19 protein-coding genes are annotated in these 20,448 nt (G+C 65.0%); 12 read left to right on the top strand and 7 right to left on the bottom strand.

The window, feature by feature from the left end; genetic code table 11:
• Window positions 1-12 precede the first annotated feature (12 nt).
• From H7692_RS07490 to H7692_RS07480, 3 genes are all read right to left on the bottom strand, one after another.
• Window positions 13-705 (bottom strand): nucleoside triphosphate hydrolase, encoded by a 693-nt coding sequence (locus tag H7692_RS07490; RefSeq protein ID WP_222135490.1) that lies wholly within the window; start codon window positions 703-705, stop codon window positions 13-15.
• Window positions 706-709: 4 nt separating this feature from the next.
• Complete coding sequence (locus H7692_RS07485; protein ID WP_222135491.1) at window positions 710-1,450, bottom strand: methyltransferase family protein; 741 nt, start codon at window positions 1,448-1,450, stop codon at window positions 710-712.
• 169 nt (window positions 1,451-1,619) lie between these two features.
• Complete coding sequence (locus H7692_RS07480) at window positions 1,620-3,152, bottom strand: lipopolysaccharide biosynthesis protein (protein ID WP_222135492.1); 1,533 nt, start codon at window positions 3,150-3,152, stop codon at window positions 1,620-1,622.
• Window positions 3,153-3,395: 243 nt separating this feature from the next.
• Here H7692_RS07480 and H7692_RS07475 point away from each other — a divergent pair, with 243 nt between their 5' ends.
• Genes H7692_RS07475 through zapE form a run of 3 tightly spaced genes read left to right on the top strand, consistent with a single transcriptional unit; the run spans window position 3,396 to window position 5,784 of the window.
• Window positions 3,396-4,178, top strand: a complete 783-nt coding sequence (locus H7692_RS07475; RefSeq protein WP_201928941.1) for a succinate dehydrogenase iron-sulfur subunit — start codon at window positions 3,396-3,398, stop codon at window positions 4,176-4,178.
• A complete protein-coding gene (locus tag H7692_RS07470; protein ID WP_201928942.1) occupies window positions 4,175-4,666 on the top strand; it encodes a PaaI family thioesterase in 492 nt (163 codons plus the stop codon). Before H7692_RS07475 ends, H7692_RS07470 begins: the two co-directional genes overlap by 4 nt.
• Window positions 4,663-5,784, top strand: coding sequence for a cell division protein ZapE (gene zapE, locus H7692_RS07465; RefSeq protein ID WP_222135493.1), 1,122 nt, complete (start codon window positions 4,663-4,665; stop codon window positions 5,782-5,784). Before H7692_RS07470 ends, zapE begins: the two co-directional genes overlap by 4 nt.
• On the opposite strand, the gene H7692_RS07460 is transcribed toward zapE, so the two are convergent.
• Window positions 5,755-6,798 (bottom strand): polysaccharide deacetylase family protein, encoded by a 1,044-nt coding sequence (locus H7692_RS07460; RefSeq protein WP_222135494.1) that lies wholly within the window; start codon window positions 6,796-6,798, stop codon window positions 5,755-5,757. The genes zapE and H7692_RS07460 overlap by 30 nt on opposite strands.
• Before the next feature lie 76 nt (window positions 6,799-6,874).
• Complete coding sequence (locus H7692_RS07455; RefSeq protein WP_222135495.1) at window positions 6,875-7,417, bottom strand: phosphatase PAP2 family protein; 543 nt, start codon at window positions 7,415-7,417, stop codon at window positions 6,875-6,877.
• Window positions 7,418-7,729: 312 nt separating this feature from the next.
• Here H7692_RS07455 and mdh point away from each other — a divergent pair, with 312 nt between their 5' ends.
• The 7 genes from mdh (at window position 7,730) to lpdA (ending at window position 15,928) form a co-directional block, all read left to right on the top strand.
• Window positions 7,730-8,692 carry a malate dehydrogenase gene (mdh, locus tag H7692_RS07450; protein ID WP_222135496.1) on the top strand — a complete coding sequence of 321 codons (963 nt, stop codon included), beginning with the start codon at window positions 7,730-7,732 and terminating at the stop codon, window positions 8,690-8,692.
• A complete protein-coding gene (locus H7692_RS07445) occupies window positions 8,692-9,039 on the top strand; it encodes a hypothetical protein (protein WP_222135497.1) in 348 nt (115 codons plus the stop codon). The genes mdh and H7692_RS07445 overlap by 1 nt, the downstream gene beginning before the upstream one ends.
• The gene (gene sucD, locus H7692_RS07440) at window positions 9,036-9,926 is read left to right on the top strand and encodes a succinate--CoA ligase subunit alpha (RefSeq protein ID WP_222135498.1); all 891 of its coding nucleotides are present in this window, start codon (window positions 9,036-9,038) and stop codon (window positions 9,924-9,926) included. Before H7692_RS07445 ends, sucD begins: the two co-directional genes overlap by 4 nt.
• Window positions 9,927-10,015: 89 nt before the next feature.
• Window positions 10,016-12,829, top strand: a complete 2,814-nt coding sequence (locus H7692_RS07435) for a 2-oxoglutarate dehydrogenase E1 component (protein WP_201928948.1) — start codon at window positions 10,016-10,018, stop codon at window positions 12,827-12,829.
• Window positions 12,830-12,850: 21 nt separating this feature from the next.
• Complete coding sequence (gene odhB, locus H7692_RS07430; protein ID WP_201928949.1) at window positions 12,851-14,077, top strand: 2-oxoglutarate dehydrogenase complex dihydrolipoyllysine-residue succinyltransferase; 1,227 nt, start codon at window positions 12,851-12,853, stop codon at window positions 14,075-14,077.
• Window positions 14,078-14,177: 100 nt separating this feature from the next.
• Window positions 14,178-14,471: a GIY-YIG nuclease family protein gene (locus tag H7692_RS07425; RefSeq protein WP_314816802.1), complete on the top strand. Its 294-nt coding sequence runs from the start codon at window positions 14,178-14,180 to the stop codon at window positions 14,469-14,471.
• 44 nt (window positions 14,472-14,515) lie between these two features.
• Window positions 14,516-15,928 (top strand): dihydrolipoyl dehydrogenase, encoded by a 1,413-nt coding sequence (gene lpdA, locus H7692_RS07420; RefSeq protein WP_222135500.1) that lies wholly within the window; start codon window positions 14,516-14,518, stop codon window positions 15,926-15,928.
• Between the two features lie 25 nt (window positions 15,929-15,953).
• Here lpdA and H7692_RS07415 read toward each other — a convergent pair whose 3' ends face one another.
• Window positions 15,954-16,415 (bottom strand): GFA family protein, encoded by a 462-nt coding sequence (locus H7692_RS07415; RefSeq protein ID WP_222135501.1) that lies wholly within the window; start codon window positions 16,413-16,415, stop codon window positions 15,954-15,956.
• Window positions 16,416-16,475: 60 nt separating this feature from the next.
• On the opposite strand from H7692_RS07415, the gene H7692_RS07410 reads away from it, so the two are divergent.
• Window positions 16,476-17,102 carry a trimeric intracellular cation channel family protein gene (locus H7692_RS07410; RefSeq protein ID WP_201928952.1) on the top strand — a complete coding sequence of 209 codons (627 nt, stop codon included), beginning with the start codon at window positions 16,476-16,478 and terminating at the stop codon, window positions 17,100-17,102.
• A 389-nt stretch (window positions 17,103-17,491) separates the two neighbouring features.
• On the top strand, window positions 17,492-18,394 hold the full coding sequence (locus tag H7692_RS07405) for an alpha/beta fold hydrolase (protein WP_222135502.1): 903 nt from the start codon (window positions 17,492-17,494) through the stop codon (window positions 18,392-18,394).
• Window position 18,395: 1 nt separating this feature from the next.
• Here H7692_RS07405 and sppA read toward each other — a convergent pair whose 3' ends face one another.
• Window positions 18,396-20,378 (bottom strand): signal peptide peptidase SppA, encoded by a 1,983-nt coding sequence (gene sppA, locus H7692_RS07400; RefSeq protein WP_222135503.1) that lies wholly within the window; start codon window positions 20,376-20,378, stop codon window positions 18,396-18,398.
• Window positions 20,379-20,448: the final 70 nt, after the last annotated feature.

The raw sequence follows: 20,448 nt of genomic DNA, 5'->3' as shown, positions 1-20,448 counted from the left end.
GGCTCACGAAATTCAAGATCGGGCAGCTAGCGCCTGATCGACCGCCGCCTTTGCCAGCGCCAGTTCCTCCGCATATGGCATGGTCGCGTCGAGATCGACGATGGGGGCGCCGCCCATCGTCAGCAGCGGCACCGTTTCGACCTTGCGTGCGATCAGCGCGCGTACATGATCAGGCTTGCGGGCCATCCCCGTGTCCACGTCGATGTGCAGGCGAATGACGAGCGTCGGCATATAGGCCGCCATCTCGGCATAAAGCGCGTGCTCCTCTGCCCGCATCGCCGCGAGGCGCGGTGTCATGGCGCGGCCCGCGAGGATCGGGCCGTCGTGCAGGCCGGGCACTTCGATCTGCGGGTAGCGGTCGGTGACGATGGTGATGCCCGCGCGGCGCCGCGCGAGAAGCTGTTCGAACTTCGCGCGGCGCTTCTTCGATTTGCGCAGCGCGTAGCGCGCGGCGAGCCAGCCGGGGATCGGCGCGTCGGGATCGCGCAGCCGGTCGGCGATGCCGTCGAGGAAGCGGTGGAGTGGCGGACCGATCAGCGGCCAGCGGCCGATGCGGCGGCCCTGCTCGCCCGAACCGAGGCCGAGATAGCCGCTCTCCGCGGGCCGCGACTTCTGGATATGCGCGAGGAGGTCGGCCGACAGCGTCGATTTGCCCGACCCGTCGCTGCCGATCACGGCGATGAGGGGAGCGAGATCGCTCCCCATTTGATCAGCTCAATTCCTTGAAGAAGCCGATCATCTTGAGTCCGCCGATGATGAAGCGAACGACGACGAGCGCGGCAAAGGCATAGACCCAGTTCCACTGCGCCGAGGTCAGCGCGTCGAAATTGAAGTCCATCCGCGCCATCCACGTCAGGAAGACGGTCGTCGCGAGCAGGAACAGCTTGTTCTGCTCGCGCCAGATCATCCGCTTCCACCAGAAGGGATATTTGGGCTTCACCCAGCCCGACAGGCGCGGGAGCAGCGCGGGGACGTCCTTTGCCCATTCGGCGTGTGCGGCGCCGAACTTTTCGCGCAGGAACTCTTCTTCGTAAATCGAGATGCGCTCATAGATCAGGATCGCGAGCAGGAAGACGATTGCGCCGAACACCCAGCTTCCCGACAGCATCGCAAGGCCGGTGAAGTTCAGGATGCGCCCGACATAGAGCGGGTTGCGCACCAGGCTGTAGGGGCCGGTGGTGTTGAGCTCGCTCGCCTCGGCGGCGATCTTGGCGCGCCCCGAGGTGCCAAGCGCGGCCCAACCGCTGGTAAAGACGCGGACGATTGCGCCCGTGCTTGCGACGCCCAGCGACAGCCAGAACCAGGCACAGTCGCCGAAAGCCGTCTGGAACGGCCCCCAATCCTTGCTGCACCACGCGATCAGCGTCGAGATTGCGATCGTGATGTAGATATAGGTGCCGCGAATGAAGAAAAGGCGCTTGCCGCTACGGGCGAGTTCTTGCTGATACATCGGGTTCCGCCTGTTGGCCGCAGGAGCGGCGAATGAAGTGGCGTCTCCTCTAGCAAAGTTTGCGGCCAAAATAAGACCCTCTGTCTTGTCGTCATCCCGGCGAAGGCCGCGATCTGGCCGGTGCATTGCAAGCGGAGGTCGAGATCGCGGCCTTCGCGGGGATGACGGATCAGGAGATCAGTCTGAGTTTCCGCCCGGTCTTGCCCAGCGATGCACGATCGGCTTCGGGCAGCGCGAAGCGGAGCGACGACCAGATTGCGGCGACCGCGACCAGCACGATCAGCGGCAGCGCGACCGGGTCAGGCAGGCGGCTGATGAACAGCGCGAGCAGTCCCGCCGCCAGCGTGATCAGCATTCCGCGCAGCGCGACCAGCGGGAACTGCCGGTCGAAGGGGTGAAGCCGCTCGCTGATTGCGAGCTGCGCCATCGGGATGCCTGCCATCACGACGAGCCCGATCGACATGGCGAGCGTCACGCCGGTCAGTGCGTCCATTTGACCGACGATCAACCACCCAGCGCCGACCGCGACGGCGACGCCGAACAGGCTGGCGGTGAGCTGGTGGCGAAAGGCGGCGACGACCTGGAGCACCGGAAGCGAAATGCCGAGCACCGCTTCCGCCGCGCGCGCGAAGAAGAGGATGACGACTGCAGCGCGCGCGACCTGCGCCTGATCGCCGAACAGGCTGAGCAGCGACGCGCTCCCCGCTGCGAGCACCGCCGCGAGCGGCAGCGCGATCGCCGCGATAAGCCGCGTCGCATAGGCATAGATTTCGGCAACCTGCGCGCGGTCGGCGCGCTCGGCGCTCGCGGCGAGCGGAGCGATGACATAGACGAAGGCAACGCGGACGAGCTGGACGACGCTCGAGAGCTTGCGCGCGATGGTGAAGAGGCCGGCCGCCGCTGCGCCCGCCGCGCCGGGGAGCAGCAGGTTGAGGATCAGCGCCGGCGCATCGCCGAACAGCCGCGCGATCACGTTCGACGGCAGGATCGACAGCCCGGCCCAGAAGGTGTTGCGCTCGACATCGCTGCCGCGCCCGCCGCGCCACAAGAGCGCGAAATCATAATGACGCCGCAGCAGCCGAACGCAGAGGAACGCGGTGATCGCGAGCGAGCACAGATGTGCGACGAAAAGCCCCTTGAGCCCCAGCCCGCCCGCGAAAAAGGCGCCGGCGAACACCAGCCGCATGATCTGCTCCCAGACGATACGCAGGCGGATTTCGGCGCCGAACACCATCCGCGCACGCATCGCCGAGGTCGCGATCTCGACAAAGGCCCACAAGGGCAGCGCCCAGACGAACAACTGTATCGCGGGAACGACGAGCGGGCGGTCGCGCTCGGCGACGTTGAGCAGCGGCGCGAGTTCGGCCGCGAACCAGGCAATGAGCGCCGCGACGACAAGGCACGGGCCGACCCCAAAGAGCATGGCGGTGCGCAGCGCCCCCGCCGCCTCGGCGTCGCTCGCCGACTGCGGGACGGTCCGCTGCATGGCGCTCGTCATGCCGAGGTCGAAGATATTCTCGATGAGGTTGATCGTCGCCCAGAGCACCGCATAGAGGCCGTAGCCCGCGAGCCCGAACATCAGCACATAAAGCGGCTGCGCGACAATCTCGACCACCGCACCGAGCCGCGCGAGCACGGTCGTGCCGAGCCCTTTGGCGACATGGCGGCTGGTGACGGCGGGTTGGGCGGGATCGGCGGTCATTCCATGCGCCCGTAGCCGCATATTTCGGAATTTACACCCCTCCCCTTCAGGGGAGGGCAGCGAGACTTGGCGGCTTGCCGTCTGGTCGCGGCGGGCGGGCCTTCGGAACCTTTGCGCCAGGCCGCTGGCCCCACCCCGACCCCTCCGCTGAAGGGAAGGGGCTTTTCATTAGCTCGCCACACCCCCTTGCCCCCGCCGCGCAACGGGTCTAGTCCGACCGCCGACTGCACAAGGGAGCCCGATATGGCCGAATTTCGCCTGCCCAAGAACAGCCGCGTCCAAAAGGGCGGCACGGTCCACAAGGCCGAGGGGGCGACCAACGTCAAAAAGTTCAAAGTCTATCGCTACGACCCCGACAAGGGCGCGAATCCGCGCTTCGACACGTTCGAGATCGACACCGAAAAGTGCGGGCCGATGGTGCTCGATGCGCTCATCAAGATGAAGAGCGAGCAGGACGCGTCGCTGACCTTCCGCCGCTCGTGCCGCGAGGGCATTTGCGGCAGCTGCTCGATGAACATGAACGGCAAGAACGGCCTCGCCTGCACGACCGCGATCGAGGATTTGAAGGGCGACATCACGATCACCCCGCTGCCGCACATGGAAGTCATCAAGGACCTCGTCCCCGATTTCACCCATTTCTATGCGCAGTATGCGTCGATCGAACCCTGGCTGAAGACCAAGACGACGACCCCCAGCGGCAAGGAAAGGCTGCAGAGCCCCGCCGAGCGCGAGAAGCTCGACGGGCTTTACGAGTGCATCCTGTGCGCATGCTGCTCGACGAGCTGCCCGAGCTATTGGTGGAACAGCGACAAGTTCCTCGGCCCTGCGATCCTGCTGCAGGCCTATCGCTGGCTTGCGGACAGCCGCGACGAAATGACGGGTGAGCGGCTCGACGAGCTCGAGGACCCGTTCCGACTCTATCGCTGCCACACGATCATGAACTGCGCCAATGCGTGCCCCAAGGGGCTCAACCCCGCGCGCGCGATTGCCGAGATCAAGAAGCTCGAGGCCGAGCGGCAGGTGTGAACGACGGCATTGAAGAACCCAAGCGGCGCGAGAATTTCACCGCCGAGGAGTTGCCCGACGGTTGGGTCAGCTGGAACCTGAAAGACCCGAGCCGCTTCAATGGCTTCATCGAGCCGCTGTCGGTGCGCGTCGAAGATCCGACTCCCGACGGTCGTCCGCGCGCGCGGGTGCGGATGGTGCCCGAGCGCAAACACAGCAATCTCGGCGACAATGTCCACGGCGCGGTGACGCTCGCGCTTGTCGACATCGCGCTCTTCGCGGCGTCGCATCAGTTCGGCTCGCTCGACGCGGGCCATTCGGTGACGCTCGACCTGTCGACGCAATTCGTCGGCGCGGGGCGGATCGGCGAGCCGATGGACGCGGTGGTCGAGCTGGTGCGCGAGACGGGGCGGCTGATCTTCCTGCGCGGGCTGGTCGTGCAGGGCGCGGGTGACGCGCATATCGTGCTGAGCTTTGCGGGGACGATCCGCAAGGCGACCAAGCGTTGACGACCATCCTCGCGCATTATGATGCGTTGATTGCTGCGGGCGAGCTGCGGTCCGACCCTGAGCAACGCGCGGCGGCCGAGCGGCTCGACGCGCTCCAGCGCGAGCTCGAGGCCGTGCCGCCGCGCGGCAGCCTCCTCTGGCGGATTACCGGGCGCAAGCCCGACGCACCGCGCGGCGTCTATTTGTGGGGCGCGGTCGGGCGCGGCAAGTCGATGCTGATGGACCTGTTCTACGACGCGCTCCACATCCAGCGAAAGCGCCGCGTCCATTTCCACGCCTTCATGCTCGACGTCCATGCGCGGATGCGCGAGGTGCGCAAGAGCGAGAGCGGCGACCCGATCCCGCTCGTCGCGGCGGCGCTCGCCGAAAATGTCCGCTGCCTCGCGTTCGACGAGATGGTGGTGAACAACAGCGCCGACGCGATGATCCTCTCGCGGCTGTTCACCGCGCTGGTCGACCGCGGCGTCACCGTCGTCGCGACGTCGAACCGCCCGCCGCAGGACCTCTACAAGGACGGGCTCAATCGCGAGCATTTCCTGCCCTTTATCGCGCTGATCGAGCAGAGGCTCGATATCCTCGGACTCAACGGCCCGACCGACTATCGTCGCGACCGGCTTGGCGATGGCGCGCGCTGGTTCGTTCCCGCCGACGATGCGGCGAGCGCGGCGCTATCGGCCGCCTTTTTCCGCCTCACCGACTATCCGCCCGAGGACCGCGCGCATGTGCCTTCGCTCGATCTCGACGTCGGCGGCGGGCGGACGCTGCACGTCCCGAAGGCGCTGAAGGGCGTTGCGGTCTTTTCGTTCAAGCGGCTTTGCGGCGCGGCGCGCGGCGCGGCGGATTATCTGGCGGTCGCGCAGCAATTTCACACGGTAATCATCGTCGGCATTCCCAGGATGGGGCCGGAGAACCGCAACGAGGCGGCGCGCTTCGTGACGCTGGTCGACGCGCTTTACGAATATAAGGTCAAGCTGCTTGCGAGCGCGGCGGCCGAGCCCGATGCTCTCTATGTTGCGGGCGACGGCGCGTTCGAGTTCGAACGGACGGCGAGCCGCCTCGCCGAAATGCAGTCCGACGCCTATCTGGCGCTAGGCCACGGCCAGGATGACGCCGCTTAGAATCTTGCCCCAGCGCGACGAATTGACCGCGACGGAGATGAGGTCGCGGACGTAGCGGACTTCGTGCGCGAGGTGGCCCGCCGCCTGCTCGACGATACGGCGCGCGGTGCGCAGCGGCTTTGGACGCGCGAGCCGGATGCGGCGCGGCTGCGACGGCGGGGTGGGCAGATCGACATAGCCGCCGCTGGTGACGCGCGGGTCGTCGGCGACCGCGCGGCACAGCGCCTCCATCCGTGCGATCGCGAGGCGGTTCGGAACGGCGCGGTCGCGGCTGAGCAACTCGAAACTGTGGCTGAATGCCGAAAACTGGATCGCGCCGCTCGCCGCCGCATGGTCGAGCGCGTCGCGCATTTCCTCTTCGGACATCGCGCAAAGCTGCGCGGGGCGAAAGCGGTTGCTGCGGTCGAGCAGTCCGCTGACGGGCACTTCGCAGATGCCCTGATGGTGGCGCATCCCGATATTGCCGGGGTCGAGCGAAATGTCGCAGCCCTGGCCGCGCCACGCGCCGTTGAAGCTGCTGTCGAAGCGGAAGCCGAGCGCCGCGACCGCGCGTAGCGTGTCGTCATTGGCGCCGAAATTTCCTGCACGGAATGCGATCGGGCGCGGTGCCCCGGCGCCGATCAATATGTCGCGGGAAAGGGCGATCAGCTTCTTTTGCGCGGTAAAGGGGAAGTCGCCGATGTTGCGCCCGTTAAGCCGCCCGACCGGGTTGAAGCGCGCGAATTCCAGCCATTCGGTGTGAATATGGAGCTGCACTTCGTGCCCGCGGGCGACGATCGGCGCGACGATTTCGTCGACGATCGCGGGGCCATAGACAAGCGCGGGCATCGGGTCGACGAACCAGACGCCGGTCAGGCCATGGCGTTCGAGCATGTCCATCTGGAAATGGATGCCGAAATCGCCGTCGCGACAACGGCCGAGGATCGAGCTTTCGAAATTGGCGCGCGCGTCGGCACCCCGCTGAAAGAGGGCGGCCGACAATTCGGTGTCAAAGCTGATGATCGCGCGCGTCACGCTTTCCACGATAACAGGGCAGGGATAAGTGAGGGTTAATCGGCGTCTGCGCAAATCTACGCTCGGCCCGTGGGATTCAGAAACGCAACGTCATGTCGATCCCGGCGCTTTTCGTGTCGCCCCACGGAACGATCTGCACGCGCGCGTTCGCCTTGCGCGTGATGAGATGCCCCGTCGCGGTGCCGATCGCGGCGCCGACGAGCACATCGCCGACGCGGTGCTTGCGCGCCTCGACGCGCGACAGGCCGACGAAGGAGGCGACGACATAGGCGGGAAGCCCCGCCTCCCAGCCGTAGCGGTTGTGAAGCGTCGCTGCGGCGGCGAAGCTCGTCGACGTATGCCCCGACGGGAAACTGCGGTCGTCGCTGCCGTCAGGTCGCCGCGAAGGAAAGATTTCCTTGAGGCCCTGCGTGACGAGGATCGTGCCGCCGATGCTGCCGCCCGCCTGCAGCGCGCCGTCCCAATCCTCCTGCACCGCCGGAACCGCGAAGGCCGCGACGACGAGCGCGTTCTTGGCGATTGTGCCCGCGTCGTCCCAACCTTTCTCGCTCGCAGCAGCGGGAGCGGCAAGGCCGAGCGCGAACAGGGTCGCGATTGCGCTGCAACGCTTTCGGAGCATATGCGTATCCCCGTCAGGATTTGAGTCCGGCGCGGTCAGGCTAGGCCGATTGCGTCCCGGCGCAAAGCAAATGCGACAATAATATTTCAACGCGCGCACTTGATCCGCAACGCAGCCGCTTGTTGCAGCTTAATGTTATTGCGAACTATTTGCAGAAAAACCCGGAAAAACGTGCTTTTGGCGGTTGTTTCCTTAACGGAATCGGCGTAGGGGCGTCGCCAGTCTTTGGGACCGGTTCGGGGCTTTAGCCCGTGCTCCCGTCGGTCTGTGAACCACATTGCCGGGCTTGCCAGGAAGGGAGTGCCGCGCGCCATGGGACGCAAGAAGATCGCTTTGATCGGAGCCGGGAATATCGGCGGAACACTGGCGCTGCTCGCCGCGCAGAAGGAGCTCGGCGACGTCGTGCTGTTCGACGTGGTCGAAGGCGTGCCGCAGGGCAAGGCGCTCGACCTGTCGCAGGTCGGCCCGATCGCGGGCTTCGACGCGAAAATAACCGGTTCGAACGATTACAAGGACATCGCCGGCGCCGATGTCATCATCGTCACGGCCGGGGTCGCCCGCAAGCCGGGGATGAGCCGCGACGATCTGCTCGGCATCAATTTGAAAGTCATGAAGGCCGTCGGCGAAGGCATCAAGGCCAACGCCCCCGACGCCTTCGTCATCTGCATCACCAATCCGCTCGACGCAATGGTCTGGGCGCTGCGCGAGTTTTCGGGCCTGCCGCACAACAAGGTCGTCGGCATGGCCGGCGTGCTCGATTCGGCGCGCTTCAGCCACTTCATCGCCGACGAATTCGACGTGTCGGTGAAGGATGTGAACACCTTCGTCCTCGGCGGCCATGGCGACACTATGGTCCCCGTCGTCCGCTATTCGACGGTCAATGGCATTCCGGTTCCCGACCTGGTCAAGATGGGCCTGTCGAGCCAGGACAAGATCGACGCGATCGTCAAGCGCACGCGCGGCGGCGGCGGCGAGATCGTCGCGCTGCTCGGCACCGGTTCGGCTTTCTATGCGCCGGCCGCGAGCGGCATCGCGATGGCCGAAGCTTACCTCGGCGACCAGAAGCGCATCCTGCCCTGCGCCGCTTATGTCGATGGCCAGTACGGCCTCGATGGCCTTTATGTCGGCGTGCCGGTGATGATCGGTGCGGGCGGGGTCGAGAAGATCGTCGAGATCGAACTTGATGCCGAAGACAAGGCGGGGCTTCAGGTGTCGGTCGATGCGGTCAAGGAACTGCTCGACGCGTGCAAGGCGCTGGATCCCAGCCTCGCCTGATGGACCTGTTCCTGCTCCTTGGCATCCTGATCGGGACGCCGATCCTCGTGGTCGGCGGCATCCAGTATCTGATTTTCAAGTTGGCAGGTGGCATGGCGCTTAGGGTGGTGTGCGCGATTGCGGCATTCTATTGCACCGTTGTCCTGATTTCCGCGTACGGCGCTCCGCCGCTCCTTGGAAACAAGGCTGCGTACGCCGGGGTCGCAGATGGCGTCACAGTGATACTCCTTCTGGAATGTCTCGCGATTTTGCTCTGGCCTTTGGCGCGGCGCTTTTTTGGTTTGAATATGGCCGCTGAAACGCGGCGCGCGGCTGAAGCCGAACAGACGATAGGAATTAGTAAATGAGCATCCTCATCGACAAGAATACCAAAGTCATCACGCAAGGGATGACCGGCGCCACCGGCACCTTCCACACCGAACAGGCGCTCGCCTATGGCACGCAGATGGTCGGCGGCGTGACGCCGGGCAAGGGCGGCACGACGCACATCGGCCTGCCGATGTTCGATACCGTTGCCGAGGCCAAGTCGGTGACCGGCGCGACCGCGAGCTGCATCTATGTGCCGCCGCCGTTCGCCGCCGACTCGATCCTCGAGGCGATCGACGCCGAGATGGAACTGATCGTCTGCATCACCGAGGGCATTCCGGTGCTCGACATGGTCAAGGTGAAGCGCGCGCTGTCGGGATCGAAGTCGCGCCTGATTGGCCCGAACTGCCCCGGCGTGCTGACGCCCGGTGAATGCAAGATCGGCATCATGCCCGGCAGCATCTTTTCGAAGGGCAGCGTTGGCGTCGTCTCGCGTTCGGGCACGCTGACCTATGAAGCGGTGTTCCAGACGACGAACGTCGGGCTGGGCCAGACGACCGCGGTCGGCATCGGCGGCGACCCGGTCAACGGCACCAACTTCATCGACGTGCTCGAACTCTTCCTCGCCGACGAAGCGACCAAGTCGATCATCATGATCGGCGAAATTGGCGGCGACGCCGAGGAGCAGGCGGCGCAGTTCCTGATCGACGAAGCCAAGCGCGGTCGCAAGAAGCCGATGGCTGGCTTCATCGCGGGCCGCACCGCGCCTCCGGGCCGTCGCATGGGCCACGCCGGCGCGATCGTGTCGGGCGGCAAGGGCGACGCCGAAAGCAAGATCGCGGCGATGGAAGCCGCGGGCATCAAGGTGTCGGCAAGCCCGTCCGAACTGGGCACGACGCTCGCCGACCTGCTCAAGGAACGCGTGTGATTTAAGCGCCCGCCGGCAACGGTCGTAGCTGGTGGGCGCTTGCTCAACTCCTCCCCGGAGCCATTTCTCCCGAGAGAATGGATTAGAAAATGAACCTCGAACGACAGAGCTTTGACATCGACGAGCCGCAGGCCGGCCCGAGCTGGGCGCCGAAGAACTGGCCGCTGATCGACAGCGACGACATGACCGCCGCGCTCGACCCGCAGCAGATGCAGGTTGCGGTCAAAGCCGCGGCGGCGAAGGCCGGAACGCCGCTGCCCGCCGCCGAGGTCGAACGCGCCGCGAATGATTCGATCCGCGCGATGATGCTGATCCGCACCTATCGCGTGCGCGGGCATCTGGCAGCGCAGCTCGATCCGCTCGGCCTGACGCAGCGCGAGCTTCCCGCCGATCTCACTCCCGAGTTTCACGGCTTCGTCGGCGCCGATCAGGATCGCCCCGTGTTCATCGGCGGTGCGCTCGGTCTCGAAAAGGCGACTGTACGTGAAATCGTATCGATCCTGCGCGCCAATTACTGCGGGCATGTCGGCCTCGAATATATGCACATCGCCGATGTCGAGGAACGCCGCTTCCTGCAGGACCGGATGGAGGGCGCCGACAAGCGCGTCGAGTTCACCAAGGAGGGCAAGCAGGCCATCCTCAAGAAGGTGATCGACGCCGAGGAATGGGAAAAATTCCTCGCCAAGAAATATGTCGGCACCAAGCGTTTCGGGCTCGACGGCGGCGAAGCGATGATCCCCGCGATGGAAGCGATCATCAAATATGGCGGCCAATACGGCTTGCGCGAGATCGTGTACGGCATGGCGCACCGCGGGCGGCTCAACATGCTCGCGAACGTGATGGCCAAGCCCTATCACGTCATCTTTCACGAATTTTCGGGCGGCAGCGCGAACCCCGACGATGTCGGCGGCTCGGGCGACGTCAAATATCACCTCGGCACCTCGACCGACCGCGAGTTCGACGGGATCAGCGTCCATATGTCGCTCGTCCCCAACCCTTCGCACCTCGAGGCGGTCGATCCGGTCGTGCTCGGCAAGGTGCGCGCGCAACAGGTCCACCGCGACGACCTCGACAAGCACGAACAGGTGCTGCCGGTGCTGATCCACGGCGACGCGGCGTTCGCCGGACAGGGGATTGTGTGGGAGTGCCTCGGCTTTTCGGGCGTTCCCGGTTACAATACCGGCGGCTGCATTCACTTCATCGTCAATAACCAGATCGGTTTTACGACGAGCCCGCAATTTGCCAGATCGTCACCCTATCCGTCGGACGTCGCAAAAGGCGTGCAGGCGCCGATCCTCCACGTCAACGGCGACGATCCCGAGGCGGTGACCTTTGCGTGCAAGCTCGCGATCGATTTCCGCCAGCAGTTCAAGCGCGATATCGTGATCGACATGTGGTGCTATCGCCGCTTCGGCCACAATGAGGGCGACGAGCCGAGCTTTACCCAGCCGCTGATGTACAAGAGCATTCGCAAGCACCCGCCGGTGAGCGAAATGTTCGCGGCGCGGCTGGTCGAGGAAGGCGTGATCGACGGCGATTTCGTCGCGCAGCACCGCGCCGAATTTACGGCCTATCTGGAGGACGAGTTCAAGCTTGGCGCCAATTACAAGGCGAACAAGGCCGACTGGTTCGCCGGACGCTGGTCGGGCCTTTATGCGCCGAAGGATGAAGGCAGCACCCGCCGCAACGTCGAAACGGGCGTCGAGCGCAAGCTGTTCGACGCGATCGGCCGCACGATCACGACCGTTCCCGACGACGTCGACGTTCACAAGACGCTCCGCCGCGTGATCGACGGCCGCGCCGAGATGTTCAAATCGGGCGAGAATTTCGACTGGGCGACCGGCGAGGCACTCGCCTTTGGCACGCTGATCAGCGAAGGCTATCAGGTCCGTCTGTCGGGACAGGACTCGGGCCGCGGAACCTTCAGCCAGCGCCACGCCGTCTGGGTCGACCAGACGACCGAAGCCAAATATGTGCCGCTGAAAACGCTGCCGCACGGCCGGTTCGAGGTACTCGACAGCCCGCTGAGCGAATATGGCGTGCTCGGCTTCGAATATGGCTATGCGATGGCCGATCCCAAGAGCCTCGTGCTGTGGGAAGCGCAGTTCGGCGACTTTGCGAACGGCGCGCAGATCATGATCGACCAGTTCATCGCGTCGGGCGAAGCCAAGTGGCTGCGCGCCAACGGCCTCGTGATGCTGCTCCCGCACGGCTATGAAGGGCAGGGGCCGGAGCATAGCTCGGCACGGCTCGAACGCTTCCTGCAACTGTGCGCGGGCGACAATATCCAGGTGTGCAACATCACCACGCCGGCCAATTACTTCCACGTGCTGCGCCGCCAGATGCTCCGCGATTTCCGCAAGCCGCTGATCATCATGACGCCCAAGTCGCTGCTGCGCCACAAGCAGGCGGTCAGCAGCCGCGACGAATTCCTGGGCGACAGCCATTTCATGCGGATCAAGTCCGACCTGAACCCGCCCGCCGACGACAAGGTCAAACGCCTTGTCCTCTGCTCGGGCAAGGTCGCCTATGACCTGATGGAAGCGCGCGACAGCGCCGGGCTCGACGATGTCAGCGTCGTGCGCGTCGAACAGCTCTACCCCTTCCCGGGCGAAGCGCTTGCGATCCGGCTCAAGCGGATGAAGAATCTCGAAGCCCTGGTCTGGGCGCAGGAAGAGCCGCGCAACAATGGTGCATGGTTCTTTGTCGAGGAACTGATCGAGGAATCGCTGAACGAGGCGGGGCACAAGGGCATGCGGCCGCGTTATGCCGGTCGGCACGCCGCCGCGTCGCCCGCGACCGGCCTGATGAGCCGCCACCAGACCGAACAGGCGGCGCTCGTCGCCGATGCGCTCGGCCTCGACGTCCGCGCGGAAATTCGCCGCACCAAGACCAAAGCCTGACACCCCGCAAGGAAATTGCCAATGACAACCGAAGTCAAAGTTCCCACTCTCGGCGAAAGCGTCACCGAAGCGACGATCGGCGAATGGCTGAAGCAGCCCGGCGAGGCGGTCGCCGTCGACGAGCCGATCGCCAGCCTCGAAACCGACAAGGTCGCGATCGAAGTGCCTTCGCCGGTGGCAGGGGTGATGGGGCAACAGGTCGTCGCGGTCGGCGACACGGTCAACGTCGGCGCGGTGATCGCGACGATCGAAGCCGGCGACGGCAAGACCGCCGCACCCGCTGCAGCCAAGGCCGAGGCGAAGGCCGAAGCCGCCGCACCTGCGCCCGCGACGTCGGGCGGTGACAGCGTTGATACCGTGACGACGATGTCGCCCGCGGTCCGCCGCCTCGTGCTCGAGCATGGCCTCGACCCCACGAAGATCAAGGGCACCGGCAAGGACGGCCGACTGACCAAGGAAGATGTGCTCGCCGCCGCCAACGCCGCGCCCGACGCGTCGCCCGCGCCGGCCCCCGCCGCTGTGGCGCCCGCGCCCGCTGCGGCGCCGGGCCGTCAGGAAGAGCGCGTTAAGATGACGCGCCTGCGCCAGACGATCGCCAAGCGGCTCAAGGCTGCGCAGGACACGGCGGCGATGCTGACGACCTTCAACGACGTCGACATGTCGGCGGTGATCGAGGCGCGCGCCAGGTACAAGGACCTGTTCGAAAAGAAGCACGGCGTCCGCCTGGGCTTCATGGGCTTTTTCAGCAAGGCCGCCTGCCTCGCGCTCAAGGATATTCCGGCGGTCAACGGCCGGATCGACGGCGACGAGATCGTCTATAACAATTATATGGACATTTCGGTCGCGGTCAGCGGGCCGAGCGGGCTCGTCGTTCCCGTCATCCGCAATGCCGAGACGCTGAGCTTTGCCGAGATCGAAAAGACGATCGGCGACTTCGGCAAGCGCGCCAAGGACGGCACGCTGACGATGGACGACATGACCGGCGGCACCTTCACCATTTCGAACGGCGGCGTGTTCGGATCGCTGATGTCGACCCCGATCATCAACCCGCCGCAGTCGGCGGTGCTCGGCCTTCACCGCATCGAGGACCGCGCGGTGGTCGTGAACGGCGAAGTCGTCGTGCGGCCGATGATGTATCTGGCGCTGAGCTATGACCATCGCCTGGTCGACGGCCGCGAGGCGGTGACCTTCCTGAAGACGATCAAGGAAGCGATCGAGGACCCGACGCGGTTGCTGATCGATTTGTAAATGATGTGCTCCTGCGAACGCAGGAGCCCAGGGCGGAATTGCGCTATTGGTGCGAACTGACCCTTGGGCTCCAGCTTACACCGGAGCGCTGGAGATGTAGGTGAACAGACCCGGATATCTCTACCTGATGGCCAGCGGCCGCAATGGAACGACATATCTGGGTGTTACCAGTGACTTGCTTAAAAGGGTCTGGCAGCACCGGAATGAGGTGGTCGACAGCTTCACCAAGAAATATGGCTGCATGCGGCTGGTCTGGTATCAGGCGTTTGACGATATTCAGCAGGCGCGTCAGCGCGAACTGCAAATGAAGAAATGGAAGCGGGCGTGGAAGGTTGAACTGATCGAGCGTGAAAATCCGCAATGGCTGGATTTGTTCGACAGTCTTTCCCTTTAACGCCCTGGGTTCCTGCGTTCGCAGGAACACAATTGGAGTGAACCATGGCTGATTACGACTACGACGTTCTTGTCATCGGTGCCGGTCCCGGCGGCTATGTTGCGGCGATCCGCGCGGCGCAGCTTGGGCTGAAGACCGCGTGTGCCGAAGGACGCGGGACGCTGGGCGGAACGTGCCTCAACGTCGGCTGCATCCCGTCGAAGGCGATGTTGCATGCGTCGGAGTATTTCGAGGCGGCGGCGGGCGGCATGATGGCCAAGATGGGCGTGATGGTCGAACCCAGGCTCGACCTCGACGCGATGCACAGCCAGCGCAAGGACGCGGTCAAGGGCCTGACCGGCGGCATCGAGATGCTGTTCCGCAAGAACAAGGTCGACTGGCTGAAGGGCTATGCCAAATTCACCGCCGCCGACACGGTCGAGGTCGACGGCAAATCCTATCGCGCCAAGAATATTGTCGTCGCGACGGGGTCGTCGGTGACGCCGCTTCCCGGTGTGGACGTCGACAATGACAAGGGCGTGATTGTCGATTCGACCGGCGCGCTCGAACTCGCCAAGGTTCCCGGGCACATGGTCGTCATCGGGGGCGGGGTAATCGGGCTCGAGCTCGGCAGCGTGTGGCGCCGCCTGGGTGCCAAGGTGACCTGCGTCGAATTCCTCGACCAGATCCTGCCCGGCATGGACGGCGACGTTCGCAAGGAAGCGAACAAGATCTTCAAGAAGCAGGGCATCGAATTCAAGCTCAAGACCAAGGTGACGAAGGCCGAGGTGAAGGGAAAGAAGGCGGTGCTGACGCTCGAACCCGCCGCGGGCGGCGAGGCCGAGACGCTGGAAGCCGACGTCGTGCTCGTGTCGATCGGCCGGCGGCCCAACACCGACGGCCTCGCACTCGACAAGGCGGGGCTGACGACCAATCAGCGCGGCCAGATCGAGACCGACCATGATTTCCGCACGAGCGTTCCCGGCATCTGGGCAATCGGCGATGTCGTTCCCGGCCCGATGCTCGCGCACAAGGCCGAGGATGAAGGCATTGCCTGCGCCGAAAATATCGCCGGGCTGACGGGCATTGTGAACCACGATGTCATTCCGTCGGTCGTTTATACCTGGCCCGAAATCGCTGGCGTCGGTCTGACGCAAGAGCAGGCGGTCGAGAAAGCGGGCGGAGATAAGACCGCGGTCAAGGTCGGCAAATTCCCGATGCTCGGCAACAGCCGCGCCAAGACCAATCACGAGCCCGACGGCTTTGTGAAGGTGATAGCCGACGCCAAAACCGACCGCGTGCTCGGCGTCTGGTGCATCGCGAGCGTCGCCGGGACGATGATTGCGCAGGCCGCGCAGGCGATGGAATTCGGCGCGACGTCCGAAGACATTGCCTACACCTGCCACGCGCACCCGACGCACAGCGAGGCAATCAAGGAAGCCGCGATGGCGGTGACGGGGAAGCCGATCCACATCTGACCGGCCGGACCGGGTCCGCGGCGCGCTATGCTTCCATCATGGCGCGCCAGCGGTCCATTGCTTCGGCGCTCCAGACCTCCCGCGGCGACGGGTAAAAATCGGCGAAAGCGGGGATGCCGTCGGGCAGCGCAACCCACGCCTGCTTGCTGCTGGTGAAAATATGGACGTCGGGCGGGCAGGCGTCGGGATTATCGAGCGTGCCGACGCGGACGAAGGAACTGCGCCGTCCGGCGTTGGGATAGTGGCTCCACAGCGCGACGCGGCAGCGCGGACAACGTGCTATTTCCTGCCCTTTTCCACTTTCAGACGGCGTCATGACCAGATCGGGATTGCCCTCGACTTTCAGCCGGTCGGATTCGATCAACGCATTGATGACAAAGGCGCTGCCGGTTTCACGTTGGCACCAGCGGCAATGGCAACAATGCACGATCATCGGCGTAGCCGTCATTTGGTAGCGCAGGCTGCCGCAGGTACATCTTCCCTCCATCGCCAATCTCCTCGCGCCGTCCATTGTGCGGACGTCGGCACGATGTTAGCTCGACGATCGATGGAAACTCAAACCCTGATCCGCTTGCTCGACGTGATCGGCATCGGCGTTTTCGCGCTGTCGGGCGCGTTGATGGCGGTACGGATGCGACAAACGCTGGTGACAGCGAGTTTTTTTGCGCTCGTGACCGGCGTCGGCGGGGGCAGCGTGCGCGACCTGCTTATCGGTGCGCCCGTGTTCTGGGTGCAGGACGGAGTCATAGCGGCGGTGTGCATTGCGATCGCCCTGATAGTGTGGATCACCCCCGAACGCTGGTGGCGCGGAAAGCTTCTCGAATGGGCCGATGCGGTGGGGCTTGCCGCCTATGCGGTGTTCGGGACGGCGAAGGCGCTGGCATGGGGCGTGCCGCCCGTTCCTGCGCTGCTGATGGGGGTGATTACCGGTTGCGTCGGCGGCATCATCCGCGACGTGCTCGCGGGCGCGCCTTCGATCATCATGCGCCCCGAAATCTATGTCACCGCCGCGGCGCTCGCCTCCGGGCTTTTCCTTCTGCTCCTGTGGCTGAGCGTACCGACCGCACTTGCGGCGCCGCTCGGCGCGCTCGCGGGTTTCCTGCTGCGCGGCGCGGCGATCCGCTGGTCGCTCGCGCTGCCCATATATGGGACAGGGCGCGGCGATCCGGCCTGAGCGCGCAAGAAAGGCTTAACGAAGCCGTCATAGCCCATCGCCCGCGAAACATGCGGGTGGCGTCCGTGGATACGCTGTTGATCGCCTTTGGCGCCGGGGTCGACCCGGCGGGATGCGGCATGTCGTGTCGCGGGAGCGCGCCGGCCGGGCCGTGGCTGCTGGCCGCGTCGGCGGCGATGATCGTGATGATGCTGCTCGAGCCGCAGCACCGACCACGCGGCATCGAGGCCCTGTATCAGCGCATGCAGCAGATCCTTGCGAGGGCAAAGCGGCGCCGGAGCTTGCCAAATTGCCAATTTGTGGCACGTTCAACTAGTGAACATCGATGTCAGCACCATCGAGCGTCTGCCATTCGGGCCGTATAGCGCCGCAGAGAACAGGGATTTTTCATGAGTATCGCCCAGACGACCGCAAACGGCATCACCATCACCTTCGAAGACAAGGGGCCGCGCAATGCGCCGGCCATCCTGCTGGTGATGGGACTGGGCGGACAGTTGACCCTGTGGCCCGACGAGTTCGTCGATGCGCTCAACGCGCATGGCTTTCGTACGATCCGCTACGACAATCGCGATGTCGGCCTGTCGACGCGGTTCGACGCGGCGGGGGTGCCGAACCTCAAATGGATGTTCGTGAAGGCTGCGCTCGGCCTGCCCGTGCGCCCCGCTTATACGCTGTCGGACATGGCGGCCGACGGGATGGCGCTGCTCGACCATCTGGGCATCGCGCGCGCCCACATCGTCGGCGCATCGATGGGCGGGATGATCGCGCAGCATGTTGCGGCCAACTGGCCGGACCGCGTGCTGTCGCTTACTTCGGTGATGTCGACGACGGGCAATCGTCGCCTGCCGCGTGCGCGCAAGGAAGCGATGCAGGTGCTCGCCAACCGGCCGATGAGCGGCGATCCCGAAGACATGATCGCCTATTCGATCAACGCCGCGCGCGTGATCGGAAGCCCCGGCTATCCCGCCGCCGAGGAGCGGCTGCATCGCCGCGTGCGGTCCGACTTTGAACGCGGATGGTATCCGCAAGGGGTCGCGCGGCAAATGGCGGCGATCGTCGCCGACGGCGACCGTCGCCCGATGCTGAAGCGCATCACCGCGCCGACGCTCGTCATCCACGGCGAGGACGACCCGCTGGTGCCCGTTGCGGCCGGGCGCGACACTGCCGCCAATATCGCAGGGGCACGGCTGATGACGATTCCCGGCATGGGGCATGACCTGCCGCTCGCGCTCGTCGACACGCTCGCGGACGCAATCGCCGAGCACGCCAAGGGTGTTGCCGTCGCGGCCTGATCTATTTGAGCAATAGCGCCAGCTGCGCGAACAGTCCGTCGGGCACGGCGGAGGGGCGCGGCGCGGCAGGCAGATAGGCGCGGCAGTCGAGGCACGCGGCTTGGATCGAGCCCGCATTGGCGAGCATCGCCAGATCCTGCACCAGCCGCCGTTCGGCCATCTGGCGGTTGAGCGCCGCGATGCCGAACCAGCCGCGTGGGAGCGCCGCGCTTTCCTGTTGCTCGGCGCCGGTCAGGCTGGCGAGCATCTTTGAAAATTCGCTCGGCTCGTCCTCAAAATATTTCGCGTGATAGTCGCCCTCGATTTTCGCGATTTTTGCTGCGGCCGCCATCGCGTCACGCAGGCCGCCGAACTGGTCGACAAGGCCGATCTGGCGCGCGGTGCCGCCCGCCCAGACGCGGCCTTCCGCAATCGGCAGCACCTTATCGAGTGGCTGCTTGCGGCTCTTGGCGACAAGGCCCGTGAAGCGCGCATAAACGTCCTCGACGCTCGCCTGCGCGAGTGCGTTGAACTCGTCGTTGATCCCGCCAAAGAGGTCGGGCTGCCCCGACAATGGTGTGGTCTTTATGCCGTCGGCGTTGACGCCGATCTTGGCGAGCGTGCGGTCGAAACTCGGCAGGATGCCAAAGACGCCGATCGAGCCGGTGATCGTGTCGGGCTCGGCAAAGATGCGGTCGGCGGGTGTTGCGATCCAATAGCCGCCCGACGCCGCGACATTGGCCATCGAGACGACGATAGGCAGCTTCTTCGCTTTCGCCGCGAGCAGCGCCTGGCGGATCTGTTCGGATGCCATCACCGATCCGCCGGGCGAATCGACGCGCAGAACGATGGCCTTCACCCCGTCGGCGGCGGCGGCATCGAGGATATGCTGTGCGATGGTCTCGCCGCCTGCGAGGCCGTTGGGTGCGTCGCCGTCGACGATTTCGCCGATGACGGGCACGACCGCAATCGCGCTGCCGGGCGTTTTCGGCGGGTTGGCGGCAACCCAATTGTCGAGCGGGATCGCGTTGAACTCCCACGGGCGCTCGTCATTCATCGTGCCGCTGATCTCTGCAACGCGGCGGCTGAACGCCATCCGGCTGCCCAGCTTGTCGACGAGCCCGGCGTCGGCCGATGCCTTCGACAGGTCGTTCCCCGCCGCGCGCACCGCGTCGGCAGGGCTTGCGACAAAGGCGTCGACCTTGGCTTTCGGTCGCGCTTTTTTGACGTCGCCAAGCCATTGTTCCCAGAGCACGCCGGCATAAGCGAGGTCGGCCTCTTTGGCCTCGGGTGACTGGTCGCTGCGCAGAAAGGGCTCGACCGCGCTCTTGAAGGTGCCGACACGATAGATGTGCGTGGTGACGCCCAGACGGTCGAGCAAGTCCTTGTAATAGAGGCGCGATCCGCCCGGACCGGCGATGGCGACACCGCCAATTTCGTCGACCCAGATTTCGCTGGCGTGCGCGGCGAGCTGATAGCTGTCGGTCGTATAGGCGGTGGCAAAGGCAAGCACCGGCTTCTTTTTGGCGCGCACCTTGTCGATCGCGTCGCCGATATCGGCAAGCGAGACCTGCCCGCCGCCAAGGAAGCGGTCGAGGTCGAGCACGACCGAGGTGACACGCTTGTCCTCGGCCGCGGTTTCGAGTGCGTGGACGATGTCGCGCGTGCGATATTCGCGGAACTGCTGGCCGCCCGACAGCGCGGCGAGCGGATCGATCTCGGCTGGCTGTTCGGTGACGATGCCGTCGAGTTCGAGCAGCAAAGCGCCATTGGATACCGGAAGTCCGGCATTGGGACGCCCCGCGAGAAGCCCGAACAGTGCGACAAAGAAAAGTAACAGGAAAACCAGCGCCAGCCCGTCCTTGATCGCGACGAGCAAATTCCACACCTTGCGCGGAAAGCTGGTCGTGCTCTTGGGCTTGTCGTCGCCGGGCAGCGGCCGCCGGACGGGAATGGCCCACGGGCCGGCGGGATTCTGGGGAGCGTTGGCGCTGGTGTCGTTCATGCGCGCAAATCTAGGCGCGCGCCCGGACGATGGCAATGCACGCTTCGACGGGTGTTCCTTGCCGACCCAT

Origin of the sequence: Sphingopyxis sp. P8 (assembly GCF_020622175.1) — a bacterium.
Classification (GTDB): domain Bacteria; phylum Pseudomonadota; class Alphaproteobacteria; order Sphingomonadales; family Sphingomonadaceae; genus Sphingopyxis; species Sphingopyxis jiangsuensis.
The sequence above is the reverse complement of the archived record's forward strand: the minus strand, read 5'-3'. Positions and strand labels throughout refer to the sequence as shown.

Bases quoted from the DNA above. Each gene is read 5' to 3' on its own strand.
- H7692_RS07410 (WP_201928952.1), top strand. From the start codon at position 16,476: ATGGAAACTCAAACCCTGATCCGCTTGCTCGACGTGATCGGCATCGGC.
- H7692_RS07475 (WP_201928941.1), top strand. From the start codon at position 3,396: ATGGCCGAATTTCGCCTGCCCAAGAACAGCCGCGTCCAAAAGGGCGGC.
- H7692_RS07455 (WP_222135495.1), bottom strand. From the start codon at position 7,417: ATGCTCCGAAAGCGTTGCAGCGCAATCGCGACCCTGTTCGCGCTCGGC.
- odhB (WP_201928949.1), top strand. From the start codon at position 12,851: ATGACAACCGAAGTCAAAGTTCCCACTCTCGGCGAAAGCGTCACCGAA.
- H7692_RS07480 (WP_222135492.1), bottom strand. From the start codon at position 3,152: ATGACCGCCGATCCCGCCCAACCCGCCGTCACCAGCCGCCATGTCGCC.
- sppA (WP_222135503.1), bottom strand. From the start codon at position 20,378: ATGAACGACACCAGCGCCAACGCTCCCCAGAATCCCGCCGGCCCGTGG.
- H7692_RS07435 (WP_201928948.1), top strand. From the start codon at position 10,016: ATGAACCTCGAACGACAGAGCTTTGACATCGACGAGCCGCAGGCCGGC.
- mdh (WP_222135496.1), top strand. From the start codon at position 7,730: ATGGGACGCAAGAAGATCGCTTTGATCGGAGCCGGGAATATCGGCGGA.
- H7692_RS07485 (WP_222135491.1), bottom strand. From the start codon at position 1,450: ATGTATCAGCAAGAACTCGCCCGTAGCGGCAAGCGCCTTTTCTTCATT.
- lpdA (WP_222135500.1), top strand. From the start codon at position 14,516: ATGGCTGATTACGACTACGACGTTCTTGTCATCGGTGCCGGTCCCGGC.
- H7692_RS07445 (WP_222135497.1), top strand. From the start codon at position 8,692: ATGGACCTGTTCCTGCTCCTTGGCATCCTGATCGGGACGCCGATCCTC.
- H7692_RS07405 (WP_222135502.1), top strand. From the start codon at position 17,492: ATGAGTATCGCCCAGACGACCGCAAACGGCATCACCATCACCTTCGAA.
- H7692_RS07415 (WP_222135501.1), bottom strand. From the start codon at position 16,415: ATGGAGGGAAGATGTACCTGCGGCAGCCTGCGCTACCAAATGACGGCT.
- sucD (WP_222135498.1), top strand. From the start codon at position 9,036: ATGAGCATCCTCATCGACAAGAATACCAAAGTCATCACGCAAGGGATG.
- H7692_RS07490 (WP_222135490.1), bottom strand. From the start codon at position 705: ATGGGGAGCGATCTCGCTCCCCTCATCGCCGTGATCGGCAGCGACGGG.